Annotated in this window: 14 protein-coding genes and 2 pseudogenes; 14 read left to right on the top strand and 2 right to left on the bottom strand. The window is 51.1% G+C overall.

The genetic code is table 11. The annotated features are described in order from the left end of the window. From B5M42_RS15205 to B5M42_RS15215, 3 genes are all read left to right on the top strand, one after another. On the top strand, positions 1 to 661 hold a 661-nt coding region (locus B5M42_RS15205; protein ID WP_230632933.1), incomplete at its 5' end, for a LamG domain-containing protein. A gap of 125 nt (positions 662 to 786) precedes the next feature. Further along, complete coding sequence (locus B5M42_RS15210; protein WP_230632934.1) at positions 787 to 7,077, top strand: S8 family serine peptidase; 6,291 nt, start codon at positions 787 to 789, stop codon at positions 7,075 to 7,077. Continuing rightward, the gene (locus B5M42_RS15215; RefSeq protein ID WP_134757215.1) at positions 7,074 to 7,388 is read left to right on the top strand and encodes a hypothetical protein; all 315 of its coding nucleotides are present in this window, start codon (positions 7,074 to 7,076) and stop codon (positions 7,386 to 7,388) included. The genes B5M42_RS15210 and B5M42_RS15215 overlap by 4 nt, the downstream gene beginning before the upstream one ends. A gap of 924 nt (positions 7,389 to 8,312) precedes the next feature. Here the strand turns inward: B5M42_RS15215 and B5M42_RS15220 are convergent. Beyond that, a protein-coding gene (locus tag B5M42_RS15220) for an IS3 family transposase (RefSeq protein ID WP_134757217.1) occupies positions 8,313 to 9,409 on the bottom strand; the annotation gives its coding sequence in 2 pieces (ribosomal slippage) (positions 8,313 to 9,160 and positions 9,160 to 9,409; 1,098 coding nt in all). 35 nt (positions 9,410 to 9,444) lie between these two features. After that, positions 9,445 to 9,654 (bottom strand): annotated as a pseudogene (locus B5M42_RS25855) (hypothetical protein); the annotation flags it as partial. A 3-nt stretch (positions 9,655 to 9,657) separates the two neighbouring features. Here B5M42_RS25855 and B5M42_RS15225 point away from each other — a divergent pair. The 11 genes and pseudogenes from B5M42_RS15225 to B5M42_RS15275 all read left to right on the top strand — a co-directional run. Next, a pseudogene (locus tag B5M42_RS15225) lies at positions 9,658 to 9,776 on the top strand (IS3 family transposase); the annotation flags it as partial. A 49-nt stretch (positions 9,777 to 9,825) separates the two neighbouring features. Beyond that, positions 9,826 to 10,191, top strand: a complete 366-nt coding sequence (locus B5M42_RS15230; protein WP_134757221.1) for a DUF6756 family protein — start codon at positions 9,826 to 9,828, stop codon at positions 10,189 to 10,191. A 266-nt stretch (positions 10,192 to 10,457) separates the two neighbouring features. Next, positions 10,458 to 10,736: a hypothetical protein gene (locus tag B5M42_RS15235; protein WP_134757223.1), complete on the top strand. Its 279-nt coding sequence runs from the start codon at positions 10,458 to 10,460 to the stop codon at positions 10,734 to 10,736. Between the two features lie 169 nt (positions 10,737 to 10,905). Continuing rightward, on the top strand, positions 10,906 to 11,802 hold the full coding sequence (locus B5M42_RS15240; RefSeq protein WP_268999229.1) for an RHS repeat-associated core domain-containing protein: 897 nt from the start codon (positions 10,906 to 10,908) through the stop codon (positions 11,800 to 11,802). 13 nt (positions 11,803 to 11,815) lie between these two features. Next, the gene (locus B5M42_RS15245) at positions 11,816 to 12,313 is read left to right on the top strand and encodes a hypothetical protein (RefSeq protein ID WP_134757225.1); all 498 of its coding nucleotides are present in this window, start codon (positions 11,816 to 11,818) and stop codon (positions 12,311 to 12,313) included. Positions 12,314 to 12,565: 252 nt separating this feature from the next. Continuing rightward, complete coding sequence (locus B5M42_RS15250; RefSeq protein WP_230632936.1) at positions 12,566 to 13,312, top strand: pseudouridine synthase; 747 nt, start codon at positions 12,566 to 12,568, stop codon at positions 13,310 to 13,312. Between the two features lie 87 nt (positions 13,313 to 13,399). Then, entirely contained in the window at positions 13,400 to 13,927 is a 528-nt protein-coding gene (locus B5M42_RS15255) for a redoxin domain-containing protein (RefSeq protein ID WP_134750073.1), read from the top strand. A 51-nt stretch (positions 13,928 to 13,978) separates the two neighbouring features. Beyond that, positions 13,979 to 15,895, top strand: a complete 1,917-nt coding sequence (gene resB / locus B5M42_RS15260) for a cytochrome c biogenesis protein ResB (protein WP_230632937.1) — start codon at positions 13,979 to 13,981, stop codon at positions 15,893 to 15,895. Beyond that, the gene (gene ccsA, locus B5M42_RS15265; protein ID WP_134750075.1) at positions 15,892 to 17,151 is read left to right on the top strand and encodes a cytochrome c biogenesis protein CcsA; all 1,260 of its coding nucleotides are present in this window, start codon (positions 15,892 to 15,894) and stop codon (positions 17,149 to 17,151) included. Before resB ends, ccsA begins: the two co-directional genes overlap by 4 nt. A gap of 37 nt (positions 17,152 to 17,188) precedes the next feature. After that, complete coding sequence (locus B5M42_RS15270; RefSeq protein WP_134750077.1) at positions 17,189 to 17,902, top strand: response regulator transcription factor; 714 nt, start codon at positions 17,189 to 17,191, stop codon at positions 17,900 to 17,902. After that, on the top strand, positions 17,903 to 19,780 hold the full coding sequence (locus tag B5M42_RS15275; protein ID WP_134750079.1) for an ATP-binding protein: 1,878 nt from the start codon (positions 17,903 to 17,905) through the stop codon (positions 19,778 to 19,780). The last annotated feature ends 48 nt before the right edge of the window (positions 19,781 to 19,828 follow it).

Consider the following 19,828-nt stretch of genomic DNA (forward strand, 5'->3'; position numbering starts at 1 on the left):
AGCGACATGGGCTCAAGATCCTCAACGGACATTAAGTTTCGATGGCGTAGACGATAAAGTGACGGTAGGCAATTTGGGACCCAGACCTACGCAAGGAACAATTGAGTTTTGGTTAAACTCCAGCGATGTGCAAGATTATCGAAACCCGTTTGCGACTAATGATGGGAATATTGGAATTCGATTCGAACAATCATCCAGTGGTGACTCCTTTGTTGTAGTGATGGGGGATGATACCGGAAATTACTCGGTTCACACATATCGGCCCCAGAGTAATCCTTTATCTCCGGGTATTTGGTATCATGTCGCCCTGGTATGGGATTCATCGCAGAATAAAGTATGGGGATATTTGAACGGAAAAGCCATGTTCAGTGGCGAGGCCCAGACACTGTGGAGCACTACGTTCAATGATGTCAAATTCGGAAGCGGTCTCTCTATTTCTCCAAACAGATGGTTTAAGGGAAATATGAAAGATATCCGCATCTGGAATGTGGCTCGTTCCCAGAACCAAATTATTGCTGGGATGAATGAGATCAGTTCAAATGAATCCGGACTAGCAGGAAGATGGATGTTAAATGAAGGATTTGGAACTACAGTATATGATCTTACCAATAATCGTAAAGATGGAACTGTAATGGGAGCTACTTGGCAACCGTTATATTGATTACGAGAAGCGGCGTAAAGAATATTATGGAATGTCCTTATAAGCAAATCGTTCCTATTACTACCTTCATCATTCAATCTGTTGTCTCGTCCATTATTAAATTTAATCACTTTGTGGAGGTTAAAATGAAACAAAGATTAATATCGATATTGCTACTTTTTGTGTTGTTATTTACCTTTGCTGCACCGCCTGCAGCGTGGGCACAAGCCCCAGCGAAAGCTGGGGAGAGCAACAAGAGCGCCAATAATGCAACAGGTTATATTATCAAATTCAAGGACGCGGACAAAGGGCGTAAAGCGCTTGGCAAATTGAATAAAAAGAACACGAAGTCGTTCCGTCACTTGCCCAAGCATGCGACAGCGGCGCTTTCTCCCGAGGAGGCGCAGTCGCTCCGCCAAGATCCGAATGTGGCTTATATTGAAAAAGACAGTCTGGTCGAGAAAGCCGGAGATGTCGTACCGCCCAGCCTCACGCAAATTCATGTGCCTGAAGCCCAAGCAGAGCAGCTCTATGGCGACGGTGTGAAGGTAGCCGTCCTGGATACGGGCATTTCCGCTACCTCGCCGGAGCTGCGCCTGGCTGGAAGCACCTCCTTTGTTCCCAACGAGCCCTCGGTCGACGATATGAACGGACATGGCACGTTTGTCGCTGGCCTTGTGGCAGCGTTGAAGGATGATCAAGGATTGGTCGGCGTAGCTCCTCATGCCAGCCTCTACAATGTAAAGGTGCTCGACGGCAGCGGTAGTGGCACTTACAGCCAAGTTATTCAAGCGATTGAATGGGCCATCGACAACCACATGGATGTTGTGGTGATGAGCTTTGCCGGCACCGAGTATTCAGCTGCTTTGGAAGAAGCGATGCAGGATGCTTACAACAGCGGTATTCTGCTGGTTGCGGCAGCAGGCAATGCGGGCACGTCTACAGTCGCATACCCGGCGAAGTTTAACTCCGTCATTGGAGTTGGCGCAGTGGACAGCGGCAACCAACGGGCTCCGTTTTCCAATACGGGCGTTGAAGTGGAACTGGTTGCGCCCGGTGTTGGGGTACAGGGACTTTCCCTCCATCAAGGGTATGTCAATCTGAGCGGCACGTCGGTGGCTGTACCACAGGTCGCCGGCGTAGCGGCACTATTGAAAAGTGTGCATCCCGACTACACCAATCAGCAGCTGCGAAGCGTGCTGAAGGATACAGCCACCCCTTTGGGTCCGTCGGAGCAGTACGGCAGCGGGCTGGTTAACGCAGCGGGAGCGCTTCATCTTTCGCAGCAAACGACTCCAACGCCGCAGCCGACTCCGTCGACTTCACCTGCGCCTGTGGAAAGCAGTTCGGATCCTACAGGCGATGTATTAACGGTAGCAGGATTGGCTGAACAATATGCCATTGCTGAGAGTGAAATTGCCGCTCAACTGAATCTCGGTTATTCGCTGCAGGAAATCCGTCAAGCGCTGCAGGCTCAAGCTACAGCTTCCTCGGAGATGACGCTGGCTGATCAATTGCATGCCCTGAATCCGGCGATTCAAGCGCAAAACGGGGCCTACAACTATTCGGCCACGGCTCTGGAGCCACAGCCGGATACGTATGTACCGTCGTATGTTGAGGAGGCTCCGGCTCGTGTAACGGACGATACGTATGGTACAGAGCAACAAGTGTCGATTGCAGCGGACTTTCCAACCAGCTACGACGCTTTCGCTGTGGCACAAACGAGTACCAAGGTGGACAGCGCGCCATACTCCGTGTCCTCCGGTGCAGAAAGTATTTCCACTGTGGACGGTTCTCTGCAAATCCAATCGACCGACTTGACGTTGCCCGGACGGGGCGGCACGGGGTTTGCTTTGAATCGGATTTACAGCAGCTCGGATGCGAATTATTATGACCGGCGTGCGGATAGTGCCGGGTATTACCTGACGAAGTGTTTTCCGGAGTTTCGGGCCATCATCGAGCAGTGGCAGGGCGGGGACACCTATACGCTCTATCAGGATACGACCTTCTATGTCTACCTGTTCTTTCAAAATAATGGCTATACCACGACGATCAACAACCCGTATCCGCGCTACGATATGGACCACGTCGAAGACGGCGTGTTTGTAGAGCAGCGTAATCGGGAAATGACGGAATTCAAGGCGCGGGATGCAGCAACCGATCCGCCTTATGCGACATTATCGAATATCGTCATGAATGGCGTGACGTATCGGGTGAAGCTGTATCCGACGGGGCATTTGATCAGAGATCCCGGTTTTGTAACCTCCTTTCAAGGTATTGGCTATTACAATCACAATCTGCCGCAAGATATTGAGAATCGTTTTCCAATCGGTAAAGGCTGGCGATGGGATATTCCGTACGTGGAGGCCAAGGGCGGTATTCGTTATGTGCATCTGCAAGGCGGAGCAAGCTATGAATTGGATGCTTCCTCTTATCAATTGCTGAATTATCCGTGGAAGGATTTACGGATGCAGCGGGACTATTCCACGGTCACTGTAGGGGGCATCAATTCCTATTACGTGCTGATCTCTATCAGTGGGCAAAGACAATACTTTTCATCAGACGGTCGATTATTGCGCATGCAAGATGCGTATAGCAATGCGGTAGATTTCTACTATTCTTCGACATCCCCCTTTAACTTGACCAAGATCAAGGATGCGCTTGGAAATGAAATCAACATCACGTACTCAACGGGACAGGTGACGCTTACGCAGGGCGACCGGACGGTACAGTACATCAAGACGAAGGACCCGCAGGGCAACAAGGATTTGCTCACCAGTGTGGTTGATGCCGGCGGACGAACCACCCGGTATACGTATGATATTGCCCCGGCCTCCTATGATTTGGTTGGCGCTGCGATGAAAGAGAATTACACCGCGCTGCTCAAGAATGTGTATCACCCGACGCAAGCGCGTTCGGTGTATACGTATGAAACGTTTACCCGTAGCCTGGGACCAACGGCCAAGGAGCAGACGAGTCGCATTGCATCGCGCGAGGAAGCGGTGGATTATGTCAATGGCAGTACCGAGACGTTTAACCATGTGAATTTCACTTACGCGGGAGATGGCGGGGCAAATGTGCGCTACCCGTTGAATTTTAGCACGACGCGCAATGATGGATTAACTCAAACGACCTACTCGTATAAAAAATCGTATCTCAACGATACGACGCCTTCGGTGTTTTACAACCAGAAAATCACGCAGCAAGCAGGGACGGAGAAGCAGGAGACCCAGCAAACCTTTGACGAGGCTCATCAACGCGCCGTACCGACACAGGTGACCGTAACGCATACAAGCGGTACAACGGTATCCCCGATGACGACAATTACTCGTACCTACGATGATTATGGTAACGTGACCAGTGAAACCGATCCGGACAATCATACGAGCATCTACACCTATGACGTGAATACACACCTGCTGCTCAGTCAGCTCGAACCGATTAACAGCAACTTGTCACGTTTGGTTCAATACCAGCGCAACGTACAGGGCAGCGTCACACAGCTTGCTATTCGCGACGCTTCGCCAGCCGGAGCGGCTGGAGAGTTGAAGTCGCAGGTCAATTACGCCTACGACAGCTTCGGCAATGCGGTCACGGTCACGCTCAAGGATGACAATAACCGAAATACCGTGATCAATCGCAGCTACGGTGCGGCTTACAGCAGCGGGTTTTTGACCAGCCAGTCCACCAGTGTAACGGATGTCAACGGACAAGCCTCTACGATCACGGAAAGTATGCAATATAACGCATCGACCGGGGCGATGACGAAATACACGGATGGCAAGGGGAATCCAACCAACTACCAGTACGATGTGCTGGGGCGATTGACGAAAGCTACCTTTGTTGATAACAGTCAGGTCAATGTGACTTACGATGACGTTAATAACAAAGTAACGGCTGTAGATCCAACGGGCTTGACGACGGTCACCCAATGGGACCCGCTCGGCCGGAAAACCTCAGAGGGAATTAGCGGCAGCGGATCGGTAACTTACGGGTATGATGCCTATGGGAGAACCGTATGGACGCAGGATGCACTGGGACACCGAACCTCCTTCGGTTACGATGCTTGGGGACGATTGACCCAGACGGTATATCCGGACGGTTTCAGCGCGGGAGTGACCTATGATGACGTTCACTTTACGGTAACGACGACGGATGCGGAAAGCAATCAGACCCGAGAAACGTATGATGTGCGCAAGCGGTTGGTGAAAAAGGATTGGTTGAAAGCAAGCGGTCCGGTGACCGTGGGCAGCTATACGTATGACTTTGCCGGCAATCTGTTGACAAGCACGGACGGCAATCAAAAGACGACGAATTATTCCTATGACGTGCTGGGTCGCTTGTCGGCGGTCAAGGATGCGATGTCGCAAACGACCTCGTATACCTACAGCTTAGCTAACAAGCTGACACAGGTTCGCTATGCCGATGGCAATACGCTGCAGAAGCAATACGATGAAGCGGGTCGACTGATCAAAAGCATCGATGCGGCAGGTCAGATCGATACGTACTTCTACGACGCAAACAGTAACTTGACCCAACACGTGGATCGCAAAGGTCAAGTACAAACCAATACCTACAATAACCGCAATTTGCTCACCGGCAGCCAACTTGGTGCGGAAACGATCACGTATAGCTACGATGCAGCAGGTCGCCGGTTGACGATGAAGGACGCAACGGGAACGACCACGTACGCGTATGACCCTGTAACCAAACGAGCGAGCTCTGTAACCTTCCCGGACGGCAAAAGCATTGCGTATCAGTTTGATACGCAGGGCAATCGGACGCAAATGACCGATCCGTTCGGCAACACTACGGTATATGGCTACGATACGCGCAATCGCTTGACCGGGGTAGGAAGTAGCGTTGGCAACTGGGATGCAGCCTACACCTACAAAAAGAATGATCTGCTGGCCGGTGTCCAACAAGCCAATGGGATGAATTGGACCTACGGGTACGACGGTGCCAATTTGGTAAACCTGATGCAGCGCAAGGGCAGCAGCACGGTTGTCAACAGCTTTAGCTATGGTTATGACAACAATTTTAATCAAACCAGCAAAACGGAGAATGGCACGAGCAGCACCTATACGTACGATCCGTTGAACCGGATCGGTACCGCGAGTCCTTTTCAGGAGCAGTACAGCTACGATGCCCGGGGCAATCGTCAAACCATGCAGACCAGTAAGGCGATGAATCTGGATGGGGCGAGTTACACGTATGACGAACGCAACCGGCTGACACAAGTGACGACAGAAGATGGAAAAACCGTCTCGTATCGATATAATGGAGATGGGATGTTGTACGAACGTACGGAAAACGGGGCGACAACGCGGTATTATTACGACGGAGCCGACATGATCGCTGAGGCTGCCGTGACCGGAGGGACGACAACTCTACAAGCGCGTTATGTCCGTGGGAACGGCTTAGCAGCGCGTGTAGATGCAGCAGGAAGCAAGAAATACTATCTAAGCAACGGGCACGGAGACGTTGTCGGGCTGGCAGATGGAAGCGGAAACGTGATCAACCAATATGCGTATGATCTGTGGGGGAATCCGCTGACGACCAGTGAAGCGGTGACACAACCGTTCCGTTACAGCGGGGAGATGTGGGATAGCAGCACCAATCTTCAATACCTGCGCGCACGTTGGTATGATCCGTCTATGGGGCGGTTTATTAGTGAAGATAGCTATGAGGGGCAAATCGATAATCCGCTGAGTTTGAATTTGTATGCGTATGTGAGTAACAATCCGCTGACGCATATTGACCCCAGCGGACATGAAGCTGCGCCTCAGATTGATTGGAGTTCTATCGGACGACAAGGGCTAAGCGTTATTAAGGGTGGAGCGCAGGGCGCCGAACAAGGAGCAGGAAAAGGCGGTTTGATCGGTGTAGTAGTTGGTGCAGTAATAGGAGCTCTATTTCTTGAACCAGAACATGCAGGGGAAAGCGTAGAGGATACCAACAAATTGTTTGCAAACGACAGTGGGTTTTCAATTTTGACTGCTGATCAAGCCAAAAATTATAAGGACGACAAAAATGGAAATTATGTTTTTAGAGCAATAACAGACTTTGATAGAGGTAGCCTTTTGCAAGGAAAAGGTTTGGTATCCAAATATACACCGCCAAATTTAGAATGGACATTGCTTCAACACTGCACATGGGGAGGAGCAGATTCCAAAGGTAAAGATATTTCGATAGGTCATGATCCTTGGATTGCAACAACAAAAGATTTCAGTGTAGCCCAGAGATTTAATTCTGGAAACGGAATTGTCGTTATTGATTTAAATAAGGTTAATTCAGAAAAGAAAATTCCGATGTACGAATTTTGGGGAAACGATGATCTGGAAGGGGGACTTGCCGATGTTTACGGTTTTGCAGAACAAGAAATATCAGTTTACAAATATATTCCGCAAAGTGCGATTGTGGGGTATGTTCCATGAGCAGTGAGAAATTAATTGATTTGGAGAAAAGACTTTCCCGTATATGTATCCAGATGCTTCCGCGCTTAAAGGTTGAACAGATCATTAACGAATCAGACTTTGAGCAACTTTTTATATGCTTGGACGATTTAAAAGAATACATGCATCAAAAGACCGATATTCCGAGAAGCTTGGTCAGCAAACTGTTTCTTTTATATTTTTCTGTCAACAAGGCATTGAGCTTTATCCCTACGTCTGAACAAACAAATGAAGTATACTCAAGATTGACCATTGGTTTGGCGGCAATATTTGATGATAATTATTTAAGTTAACTGGTGTTGGTTTGTGCTGAAACCGTCTTGCGATCTCGCTTGGCGGTTTTTTCTTTATTGTCATGGGTGTGATGACAACGGAATCATTATTTAGGCGCTTCATGGTTTACAAGCGCCGGAACCCCCGAAGGATCAAAGCCGATGCCTTCGGCAGCCAGCTACGGCCTCACCGCGCCTTCGGCGGGATCAGCGACCTGCCACAAGTGGCTTCCCCGCCGGGAGTGCTGGCGACTGGCCCCTGAGCGAACAGGCTGCGCCGTTCGAGTTGGTTGGCCAGTCAGCCAGCGCCCCGGCGCAGGGGGAAGCCACGCGGCAGGCCGCTGATCCGAAGGCGCTTTCGGTGAGGCCACTGGCTGCCGCCGCCTGCGGCTTTGATCCTTCCGGCTCCCCTTCGCTTTCGCGATCGAACTTGGCTCGTGCTTCGCGGCTTTTCGGGGCAACGCCATCGCTGGCTCTTATCCCACAGACAAACTTCGTTTGCTTACAAACGCCCATCGCTCCGCAGTCCTTGGCTCCTTCCGTTCGTTGGGGCTGGATACGCTCCTGCTCGACTGGCTTGCCCCTCACCCGTAGACCCTGATCCACGAACCAGCAGGCTTCCCCTGCGATTCCTGGTACGTTCATGATGAACATGTCTTTCCAAACTGATGTTTACAGTGCCTTTCCGAGCAAGAGCGCAAATAGGAGTTGAAATCCGGCGATTACACCTATCTGTCGAACATGGAACGGGCTTGTTGATGCGTAATCTCATTGTATCGCGGGGGCGCACCTTCACTTATTCCTGGCTTCGTTGAGTAGGCTTCGGAGGGAATAAGTGGAGGAGGTTGCAGGTACTTAGGTCAGTTGGGTGGGAGCGCCTACCTTCAACAAGCCATTTTGTTCCATGAACGAGGATAGGTGGGGCCGGATTTCAACGCTTTTGCGCTATCTCCGCTGAACAGGCGTCAAATAACCTAAGGTTCCATGAATCCGATGCTTGTTAAACCAGTTAACATAGTCATATAGCTCCAATTCCAGGTGACGAAAGCTTTGGAAGTTCTTCTGGTTCACAAACTCTGTTTTCATAATCTTGTATGTAGCTTCAGCCACCGCGTTGTCGTACGGGCAGCCCTTCATACTTAGTGATCGCCCAATTTGAAAGGTTTCCAAAAGCTCGTCCATCTTCTGGTTGTTGAACTCGCTGCCACGATCCGTATGAAACCATTGAATGTGGCTTAGATCGCCCTTAACGGTCGCGAAGGCACGGGTAATTAGAGCCGCGTCCTTGTTCGGGCCGGCACTGTGACCAATAATTTCTCGATTAAATAGATCCACCCAAACACAAATGTAATGCCATCGGTTCTGGACATTCACATCCGTCAAATCACTGACGACGAAGCGTTTCACTTTCGTTTGCTCAAACTCCCGTCGTAGAATATTAGCCGTCCTCGACTCGTTACATGCCGTTTTATGGGGCTTATATTGCGCTACGGTGTACGTGGAAACAAGCCCTTGCTCGCTCATCATGCGGCCAATGCGGCGTCTGGAGACGATGAATCCACGCTCGTGAAGCTTCACTTTGATCTTGCGTGTGCCGTAGGCTTTTCGGTTCTTGTGAAAGATATCCACAATCGCTTCGGTAATAGCGTCTTCCGTAGCCCGTTCTTGGGCGTCATAATAAAAGGTACTTCTTGCGATTTGCAGGACTTCGCACATTGCTGATACCGAGTATTTATCACGATTGTTTTGAATGATAGCTACTTTCGTCCCATGATCAGCGCGGCTTGCTTTAGAATATCCACCTCCATTTTCAGACGTTGGTTCTCTTTCCGTAAGGCGAGCAGTTCCTCTTCTTCCGACGTCCGATTGTCCTTCTCCTTGAAGGAGCCCGTTGTTTGCGCTTGGTTAATCCAGCGATCTAAAGCAGAGGCTGTAAGGTCATATTCCTCCACAATGGCTGATCGGGATTTCCCATTGTTATAGAGCTGCACCATTTGCTTCTTGAATTCGGTTGTAAACGTGCGTCGTTGTTTTTTAGTCATTGTAGAATTCCGCTCCTTAGCATGATAGGTTCATTCTACAAGCCCTTATTTTTTCTGTCCAATTCAGTGTAGCCGATCCAGCCGATGTGGTTGGGAAAGAATGCAGAGAGTTGGAGCAGCATTCGGCCCCCAGTTCTGGACACGGCCTGTCCATCATTTACGAATAACGTCCATCGTTGCCAAATAGAGCATTTAGAGGAGCGCTTTGGGTAAATGCTTTTGCCCTTCATCACCTTCCGCAGTTGCACCAACTGAAACTAGAATTGTACGATTACGTCAACTGGTTCAACAAGCATCGTATTCATGGCACATTGGGTACTTGACTCCTATTCAATATCGTCATGCTGCTTTTATAAAATTTGTTTGATTTACTGTTGACAATCCAGCAGGTCATATTTTTTACGAGGGAGAATAGTATGCGAGCTATCTTTGGCACTTCCTTCGCGGAAGAAGAAAAAAGAACCATTGTAAATGAACTAATTAATAAATTTGCTGAAAATGAAGCTATCAGGGAAGGCAATCTTATCTGGAATTCGTTAAGAGTACAATCAAGTTCATTTCCGATTGAGAATCTTAAAGAGTTTGAGCGTTTGGTAAAAACGGGATTGTACTTCTATGACGAAAGAAAAAAAGAACTTTATAGTACAAACTTTGAAGAAGTACTAAAATTTGTAGAAAATCTGGAGCCTTGGGACAACGTAGATGCATACTTGTTTGATTCGAGCTTTAGTTGGTTAATAGTGATCACTCATGAGGATATTTTACTGACAGTGGGGATTTAAGGGTCTGTCAAGAATCGTGTTTGTAAACCTTACGAACCGTCTTGCGATTACCGCTAGGCGGTTTCTTTTGGTCGTGGTAATGTTTTCATTCTTTGCTTTGATTTAAATTCGTGATAGACGGAGAATTCAGTATCGTTGTCTTTTTGTTTCTTTCCGTCTTGTCTTAGCCGCCTTGGAGTCCGCCTTGCGTTCCACTAAAAAATTGACGCCAGAGCAAATAAAACAAATTGTGGAAGTGGCAAAAAAATGGGTACAGGAGTGACTAAATGAAATTAGTTGAAGCTTTCAGTGTTGGTGTAATTGAAGAAACGATGCTTAATACATGGTCAGCAATAGGAAGAGCATATGAAGATATTAAGATTGGCGAAGAACTGGTCTGCTTTACAAATGAGAGACAGCGACTCTCATTTATTGTTAAACAGATCATGATTTACAGGAAAATTATTTCTGAACTGAATTCAGGTCTTACAGGTGAGTTAATTTTGATGGGAGACGAATCTTTTATTGGACTAGAAACGGTAAGTATGCTCTATAGAGAACAATAGATTTTGTTTATTAATTTTGCCGCCTCGCGATCCATCGCTTGGCGATTTCTTTTTTAAAGCAAGATACTGTACAAACAACGGTTACGGCGACGTGGTGGCGGTGAAGGATACCAGTGGCACTAAATTTAATACGTATGACTATGGAATCTGACAAGCAAAAACAGAGGCAATGCCGCAGCCGTATCGTTATGGGGGTGAACTGCAGGATGATAAGTCGAGGTTGATTTATCTCAGGGCGAGGTATTATGATCCAAGTGTAGGACGATTTATTAGTGAAGATAGCTATGAGGGACAGATTGATAATCCGTTGAGTTTGAATTTGTATACCTACGTTCACAACAATCCACTTACGAATATTGATCCTTCGGGACATTGGTGCGAATCAGCAGATGGCAAATGGGCACATGCTGGCGAGTGTGATAATGGCATCCGAGACGATCGATATAGTGATGACATGTATCATGATGGAGATAATCAAAGATATAATGGTTTTGAGCCTGTACAAGCTGTATTTAATTATCCAGTTGAAGTTCGGTATTTAAGGTGGAAATTAGGTGACGCGAGTGCCTTTACAAGTGCAGGTGAATCCAAACAAGAAAAAATGTGGACTATGGCCAAATCGGATTGGACAATTCAGGATGCATTGTCTTGGACTGCATCAGGTCTTTATTTTGGATTAGTAGCTGTAGAAGCCTCATTTGAGCTTATGGCTGTTGGTGGTGTGAGATTTTTCGTTAATAGAAATGCTAAAATGTCGGTTACTGTAAATAATCAATCAGTAATTACTTCTGCTAATCGTATTTATGCAGAAACTGAAACCGAAGTGGGTCACTCTCTGGCTAAGCATATGTCAAGAAAACCAGACATTTGGGGCAAACCAAAAGGAAATACGGATGTTTTAAATCAAAGGGCTAATCAGCATTTACAAGATATACTTAATGGAGAGGGGAATTTCCAAGTCGTTCAATCGGGTAATGGAGTTACCTTTTTGGAGAAAACTTTGTCTGATGGTCGTGGAATAAGATTAAATATGGATGGAACTTTTAAAGGCTTTATTGATAAATAATCCGAGGTGGAACATGGAATACTACGAAATTTTATTTAATATTGATATTTCGTCGATAGATGGTTTGCTACGTGAGTTAATAAGCAACCATGTTTATGGAGATCTAAATTCCCATTTCTTTGACAATGTTTCCAAGCAAGATTTGCAATATGAAGATGTTTTGGATTTTAGCATCCATTTCTTAGCAAGTGATCATGCGACATTCACAGCCAGGTCAATTGATCTAGATGGATGCAGGCTCTCCTCTTTGACGGTTGTAATCTCATTTATGGATAGCATTGGGAAAATAAACTGTAGTTTTCCGTTTTCTGATCTTTGGGAGAAGAGACAACTTAATAGAACACAATTCATAATGTTGATGAATTTCTTACAAAAATTAGCACAAAAATACAATATCGATGAAATGAGATTTGGATACGAGCCAGTCCATCAAGATGATTGCTGCTTATTTACTGTTAAGTCTGGTAGAATGGATTTAGAGAAAATGATAACCAAACTATCAAACACATAGTTATAGAGGGTATATCAATATTTTGTAATATTATGAACTGCCCTGTGATCTGTCTTGGAACTTTCTCTTATTGTTGCCACGATAACGGAACCAGTCTGGTGTTTTATGTCACTAGCGTCAGGACCCTAGGAAGATAAAGCTATTTGCCGTGAGCAGCCGTCATCGCGTTTGTGACATCTTCAAAAGCTTGCCTTCCACCCTTGTACTTTCCCTCCCCCAACTGTATCATTAGGGATGAGGTGAAAGCGGAACATGGAACGTTTGCAAAAAGTATTGGCCGAGGCGGGGATCGCGTCCCGCCGCAAGTGCGAGGAGATCATTACGGCCGGCCGGGTGCAGGTGAACGGCGAGGTGGTCAAGACGCTCGGCGTGAAGGTGGACCCGCAGCAGGATGAGATCCGGGTGGACGGACGGGCCATCAATCAACAGAAGAAGATTTATGTGATTCTGAACAAGCCTAAGGGCGTGATTACGAGCGCGAACGATCCGGGGGGCCGGAAGGTCGTGACGGACTTTTTGCCGGGGATTACCCAGCGGGTGTACCCGGTCGGGCGGCTCGATTACGATACGGAAGGGCTGCTGCTGCTGACGAATGACGGCGAGTTTGCCCATCTGCTGACGCATCCCAAGCATCATGTGCCCAAAACGTATCATGCGACGGTAAAGGGCGTGCCGCACGGCACGTTGCTGGACAAGCTGCGCGATGGCGTGAAGCTGGAGGACGGGATGACGTCCCCGGCCGAGGTGGAGTATGCGGACATCAATCCGGAGAAAAACGAGTCGATTGTCGAAATTACGATTTACGAGGGACGCAACCGCCAGGTGCGGCGGATGTTCGAGTCGATCTCGTTTCCGGTGATCAAGCTGAAGCGGATCAAGTTCGGACCGATTTTCCTGACGGGCCTGCCCCGCGGCAAGTACCGGCATTTGACGCCGGGTGAAATTCAGGAGCTGCGCGACGCGGCGCTCCAGACACATAAAGTTCAAAAAGGCCAATAGAGAATTGGCCTTCTTTTTGTTTATAATGAATTTGTAGTGTGATTTTTTGCACAGCCCCACACTTCAACAAACGGTAGGTGAGTGAATTTGGGTACATATAAACGTTGGGTACAGCTGGGGATTTTTGCTGTAGTGCTGGTTGTGGGCATATTGACGATTATCAACAATTTGTCGTCGTCGGACAGCAAGTCCTACCCGCAGGTCGGGGGTAAAGCGCTGAATTTTACGCTCGTCGGGCTGGACGGTCAGACGCATGAATTGGCGGATTTCAAGGGCAAGCCGGTCGTGATCAACTTCTGGGGAACGTTTTGTCCGCCGTGCAAGGAGGAAATGCCCGCGCTTCAGCGCCAGTATGAGAAGTGGAGTCCGCAGGGTGTGGTGTTCCTGGAAGTGAATGTCGACACGAACAAGGTGACGGTGCAGGGCTTTATGGATCAGTACAAGCTGAGCTTGCCCGTGCTGCTCGACGCCAATGAAAAGGTGCGGAAAATGTACGGCGTGATGGACTATCCAACGACGTTTTTTGTCGGTAAGGACGGCAAAATTACGGTGAAAAAAATCGGTCAAATGGATGAAAGCTTTATCGACACAACGATCGCTGCCACGAAAGGGTAAACGCTATCCAAGGCGACGCCTTGCGTGAAGCGGGAATGAGGTGCATCAGAATTGTTTGCCAACACGAAATGCGAATGCGGCCATCAAAACCCGGTCGGTACGGTGCTCTGCGAGGCTTGCGGCAAGCCGCAAACCGATGAGGATGAGCAGCAGCCGCTGGAGATGCGCTACGACGGCGCGGCACGCCGCTCACAGAAAGCGAATCCATCGATTGTGGACAAGGTCTGGAACTTTTTTTCTTCGGTTAAAATAGCGGTATACATCATTGCGATTACGCTGCTCGCTTCGGCGCTCGGCACAATCTATCCGCAAGAAAATACGTTCCTCGACATGGACCCGTCGACGTTTTACAAAACGACCTATGGTACGCTCGGTCACATTTATTATTTGCTCGGGCTGACGCATACCTTCAGCTCCTGGTGGTTCATTACGTTGTTGTTTATGATCGGCACGTCGCTGGTCGTGTGCAGTCTTGATCGGGTGCTTCCGCTCTACCGCGCGCTGTCGAAGCAGCAGCTGCGCAAGCATCCGCAGTTTTTGACCCGCCAGCGGGTGACGTATTCCGGCGATTTGCCGGTTGGCGGCGCGGAAGCAGGCCAGGGCGCAGACGCTCCGGTGGAGGCCGGGTTAACGGGCAGCGCGTCCGCAGCCGAAGCAAGCGTCAGCCTGCGCAAGCCGGAAGCGTCTGCCGAGATGGCGCAAGGCCGGCCGGATGCAAGCTTCACGTCAAGCGAAGCCATCCGGTCGGCACCGTCTGCCGAGCGCAGCAGCCCCGCACCAGCGACTGAAGCCGGCGTGGCGTCAAGCGCAGCCGAAGCAAGCGCCAGCTTGCCTCAAGCGGAAGCCGAATGGCTCACAAGTGCAGCGACTTTTTTACGCAAAAAGCATTACCGCGTGTACACCGAGGATTCGGCGCTGCTGGCCGAGAAATATCGCTTCAGCCGTTGGGGGCCGTATATTAACCATATCGGGCTGATTATTTTCCTGATCGGGGTGCTGATGCGCAGCATTCCGGGCTGGCATATGGATCAGTACATCGGATTCCCGGAGGGTGCGATCAAGCAAATTCCCGACACGTCCTATTATTTGGAGAATGCCAAATTTACGGTTGAGCTGTACAGCGACAAAGAGCTTTCCGACGAGTTCCGCGAAAAAGGCCAGCTGGTTCCGAAAACGTACGAAACAAAAGCGGTGCTGTACCACTGCACGGCCGATTGCGACGATCCGACCAAGCAGCCGGTGCTGGAGAAGGTGCACGAAGCCGATATTTTCGTCAATAAGCCGCTGGATTACAAAGGGCTCAAGGCTTATCAATTTGACTTCAAGCAGACGCCGCTGCTCATTTCGGTACAGCCGTCGCTGAAAAATAAAACGACCGGCGAGTCGTACGGCTCCTTCGAGCTGCCGATGACCAACCCGCAGGATCAATATACGGCAGGGCCGTACACGTTGAAGCTGAAGGGCTACTTTCCGGAGTTTGGTCTGGACGACAAAGGCCAGCCGTCGAGCTTGTCCAACGAGCCTAAGGCGCCGGCGTTTATTTTCAACATCAGCGGGCCGGGGCTCGCTGCGGGCGGAGAGCCTTATCTGTACTTCCCCAGACAAGTCGACAAGGAGACGTTCCGTCAGGATGAAATCAACGGAGTGATCGGGCAAAAGCTCGATTTGTCGGTCGGCTCGATGGAAGGCGTCAAATTTTCCACGTACACATCTTATTTGAACATTCGCGTCGACAAGGCGATGCCGTACATTTGGGTCGGCGCGGCCATTTCAATGATCGGGCTGATCATGGGCTTTTACTGGCAGCACCGCCGCATTTGGCTGCGTATTGACGCCGGGCGCTTGACGCTGGGCGCGCACACGAACAAAAACTGGTTCGGCCTGCGCAACGAAACGGCGGCGATGCTGGCGAAAACCGGCATCGAGGTATCACCGAAATCATTGGAACAGGGAGGCAAAATGGCGTGAACGTCAATTCAGTCAGCAGCACGTTTTTGCTCATCGCTTTTGTTGTTTATATTCTCGCGTTTTTTCTCTTTGTGATCTCGATCACGGGTAAAAGGTGGAGCAACCGCAAGCCGGAGGAGCATACCCGCAGCTGGAGCCGGGTCGCGTTCGGCACAGCGGTCGTCGGCTTCATTTGTCAGGTGACGTATTTCTTTACCCGCTGGTATACGGGCGGTCATATTCCTACGGCCAATATGTATGAATTTATGACCTTCCTTGGCATGATGATCATGTGCGCGTTCCTGATCGTATACCTGATCTACCGTGCGCCGGTGCTCGGCGTGTTCGCTTTGCCGATTGGCTTCATTATTATTGCGTACGCTTCGGTATTCCCGAGCGAGGTGCAGCCGCTGATTCCGGCGCTGCAAAGCTATTGGCTGAAAATTCACGTCACGACAGCGGCGTCGGGCGAGGCGTTTTTCGCCGTAGGCTTCGCGGGCGGGCTGATGTATCTGCTGCGCACGGTTGATTTTGGTCAGACGTCGAAAGCCGGCAAACGCGAGCAGCGGGGTGTCGAGTTTACGCTGTTTATCATTTTGATGCTGATTGCGTTTATCGGTTCGATTTTCACGTTCCACGGTACGGGGTATAAAGCTGTATTCAGCAAAACGGTCGTGTCGACCGACGCCCAAGGCGCGTCGCAATCGACGGATCAGACCGAGACTTACGTGCTGCCGCCGATCGTTCAGCCACATGGCTCGACCGTTGTGGAGATGAAGTCGTTCTTGGGCATCGACAAGCCCTTGTTCGAAGCGCCGTCGTGGATGGCGGGAGCAAGCGCGGGACGCAAGCTGAACACGGTGCTGTGGTCGCTGTTGATCGGGCTTGTGCTCTACGGCGTGCTGCGCCTGATCGCGCGCAAGCCGCTGGGTGCGGTGATTGGTCCGGTTGTGCAAGGCATGGACCCGGAGGATCTCGACGAGATCAGCTATCGGGCGATTGCGATTGGTTATCCGGTGTTTACGCTGGGCGCCTTGATTTTTGCGATGATTTGGGCGCAGGAGGCTTGGGGCCGCTTCTGGGGCTGGGACCCTAAAGAGGTATGGGCGCTGATTACGTGGTTATTTTACGCGGTGTTCCTGCATTTGCGCCTGTCGCGCGGCTGGCAGGGCAAACGGTCGGCCTGGCTGTCCGTCATCGGGTTTCTCGTGGTGATGTTTACGCTCGTCGGCGTCAATCTGGTCATTGCCGGCTTGCATTCGTACGCCGGGGTCTAACACCGGCAAGCTTGTAAGGAACAAGGAGGAGACGCCGATGGAAGTGAAACCGAGCATATTGGTCGTGGACGATGAAGAACGCATTCGCCGCTTGCTGCGGATGTATTTGGAAAAAGAAGGCTACCGCATCGAGGAGGCCGAAGACGGCGAAAGCGCGCTGCGGATGGCGACCGACGCCGACTTTGATCTGGTGCTGCTGGATGTGATGCTGCCGGGCATCGACGGCATCGAGGTGTGCGCGCGGCTTAGACAAGTGAAGTCGACGCCGGTGATCATGCTGACGGCCAAAGGCGAGGAGACGAACCGCGTCAACGGGTTCGAGGTCGGCGCCGACGATTACGTCGTCAAGCCGTTCAGCCCGCGCGAGGTGATTTACCGCGTGAAGGCGATTCTCCGCCGCTCGTCGGCGACGGCGTATTTGTCCAAGGAGGCCGGCTCCAGCAACAACATTGTGTTCCCGAATCTGATCATCGAGCACGACGCGCACCGCGTAACGGCGGGCGGGCAGGAGGTTGCGCTGACGCCCAAGGAATATGAGCTGCTGCATTATTTGGCGGTTTCGCCGGACAAGGTGTTTTCGCGCGAGGAGCTGCTCAAGGATGTCTGGAATTACGAATTTTTCGGCGATTTGCGCACAGTCGACACGCATGTAAAGCGGCTGCGCGAAAAATTAAACAAAGTCTCCCCGGACGCCGCGGCGATGATTACGACGGTGTGGGGAGTAGGCTATAAGCTTGAGGTGCCGAAATAAGTGTTTATTTTTCGGAGCGTTGTAGGCAAGCTATGGTTAACGATTATCGGCCTGGTTGCAGTTGTGCTGCTCATCCTGGGCCTTTTTCTTGTGAATTACATTGGGGAATATTTCTCGCAGGCGAAGGATCAAAAAGCAAATATCGAGCGGCTGGCGATGCGCTACTCCTCGGAAGCGGCGCGGCATTGGGCCGACGCCGAATTTTACCGCCAGAGCAATGAATTGCTCGGTTATCAGGATGCGAGGCTGCTCGTCGTCGATACCGAATTGCAAGAGCTGCCGATGCCGAGCGTTGCCGTCAGCAGCTTGGCGGATTTCCATATCGCCGATTTTTTTACAGCCGACGAGCTGCGCAAGGTGTTTGCCGGTCAGGTGATGACCAAGCAAATTGACGCGCAAGCGACGACCCGCTTCCGCTCCGGTACGGAGTACATCGCAGTCGCTGTGCCGCTGCAAACATCGGAGGGCCGTGTGCTGGGGGCAACCGTGCTTTACCAGTCGCTGCAGTCGCTCAAAGCGACGCAGGCTTACGTGCTGCGGTTGTTCATTTACGTGTCGCTGATGGGCTTTCTGATGACGACGTTTTTCGCGTTTTTCTTATTCTCACGGATTACGCGTCCACTGCAGCAGCTCAAAAAAGCGGCCGATCTGATTACGCATGGGGAGTACGGCACGCGGGTGCCGATTCTGACCAATGACGAGATCGGCGAACTGGCCAAGACGTTTAACCATATGGGCGTCGAGCTGCAGGACAGCATCCGCGCGCTCAGCCAGGAGAAGGAGCATTTGTCGAGCGTGCTGCTCAGTATGACCGATGCGGTGATCACGATTGATGCGGACGGGTATGTGATCTTGACTAACCCACAGGGCGAGCGGATTATTCAGGAATGGAGCGCGATCCAATGGGGAGACGGCGAGAAGCGGCTGAAGCCGGACACGTCGCTCGGCGACTGGGGGCTCGCTGCGGGCAATCAGCTCAGCGCCTACGAGCCGCTGCCCGACCCGCTGCGTCCGCTGTTTGAAGCGGTCGTCGAGGAGTCGCAGGCGCGGGCTGACAAGCTGCACGTGCAAAGCGGCGTCTGGTCGGTGGCGATGACGCCGCTGTACTCGCGTGAGCAGGTACGCGGCGCTGTAGCGGTGCTGCGCGACGTGACCGAGGAGTTCCGCCTCGACAAGCTGCGGAAGGACTTCGTCGCCAACGTCTCGCACGAGCTGCGCACGCCGCTGTCGATGCTGCAGGGCTACAGCGAAGCCCTGCTCGACGACATTGCCGGGACGCCCGAGGAGCGGCAGGAGCTGGCGCAGGTCATCCACGACGAGTCGCTCCGCATGGGGCGGCTGGTTCGCGACCTGCTCGATCTGGCTCGGATGGAGGCCGGCCATCTCGAGCTGCACTTCAGGGAGGTCGAAGTCGCCTCCCTGGTGCGCCGCATGCACCGCAAATTCGCGGTGCTGGCGAAGGAGCGCGGCATCGCGCTGAGCGCGGCGCTCCCGGCCAACGACCTCATCCTGCGGCGCGCGGATGAGGACAGGCTGGAGCAGGTGTTGACCAACCTGCTCGATAACGCCTTTCGGCACACGCCCGGCGGGGCGAGTATTGCCATCAAGGCGGAGAAGGCGATGCTGCGTGGCCGCCGCGCGATCCGCATCGCCGTGACGGACGAAGGCCAGGGCATTCCGCCGGACGACCTGCCGTTCATCTTCGAGCGCTTCTACAAAGCCGATAAAGCGCGAACGCGCGGTACGTCGGGCGGCACAGGGCTGGGCCTGGCCATCGTCAAGAACATCATCGACGCGCATCAGGGCAGCGTCGCTGCGCAAAGCGCGGTCGGGCAGGGCACGACCTTTACGATTATGCTGCCTTGCGATCCGAAATAAGGCAACAAGCGATTCGACATCAAAAAGAGGCGTTTGCTGGAGAAATTT

The sequence above is a fragment of the Paenibacillus athensensis genome (assembly GCF_004514475.2).
Lineage (GTDB): Bacteria > Bacillota > Bacilli > Paenibacillales > NBRC-103111 > Paenibacillus_AL > Paenibacillus_AL athensensis.

Coding starts and splice junctions, on each gene's coding strand:
- B5M42_RS15210 (WP_230632934.1), top strand. CDS start 787: ATGAAACAAAGATTAATATCGATATTGCTACTTTTTGTGTTGTTATTT.
- B5M42_RS15245 (WP_134757225.1), top strand. CDS start 11,816: ATGGAATACTACGAAATTTTATTTAATATTGATATTTCGTCGATAGAT.
- B5M42_RS15230 (WP_134757221.1), top strand. CDS start 9,826: ATGCGAGCTATCTTTGGCACTTCCTTCGCGGAAGAAGAAAAAAGAACC.
- B5M42_RS15250 (WP_230632936.1), top strand. CDS start 12,566: ATGGAACGTTTGCAAAAAGTATTGGCCGAGGCGGGGATCGCGTCCCGC.
- B5M42_RS15215 (WP_134757215.1), top strand. CDS start 7,074: ATGAGCAGTGAGAAATTAATTGATTTGGAGAAAAGACTTTCCCGTATA.
- B5M42_RS15270 (WP_134750077.1), top strand. CDS start 17,189: ATGGAAGTGAAACCGAGCATATTGGTCGTGGACGATGAAGAACGCATT.
- B5M42_RS15235 (WP_134757223.1), top strand. CDS start 10,458: ATGAAATTAGTTGAAGCTTTCAGTGTTGGTGTAATTGAAGAAACGATG.
- B5M42_RS15240 (WP_268999229.1), top strand. CDS start 10,906: ATGCCGCAGCCGTATCGTTATGGGGGTGAACTGCAGGATGATAAGTCG.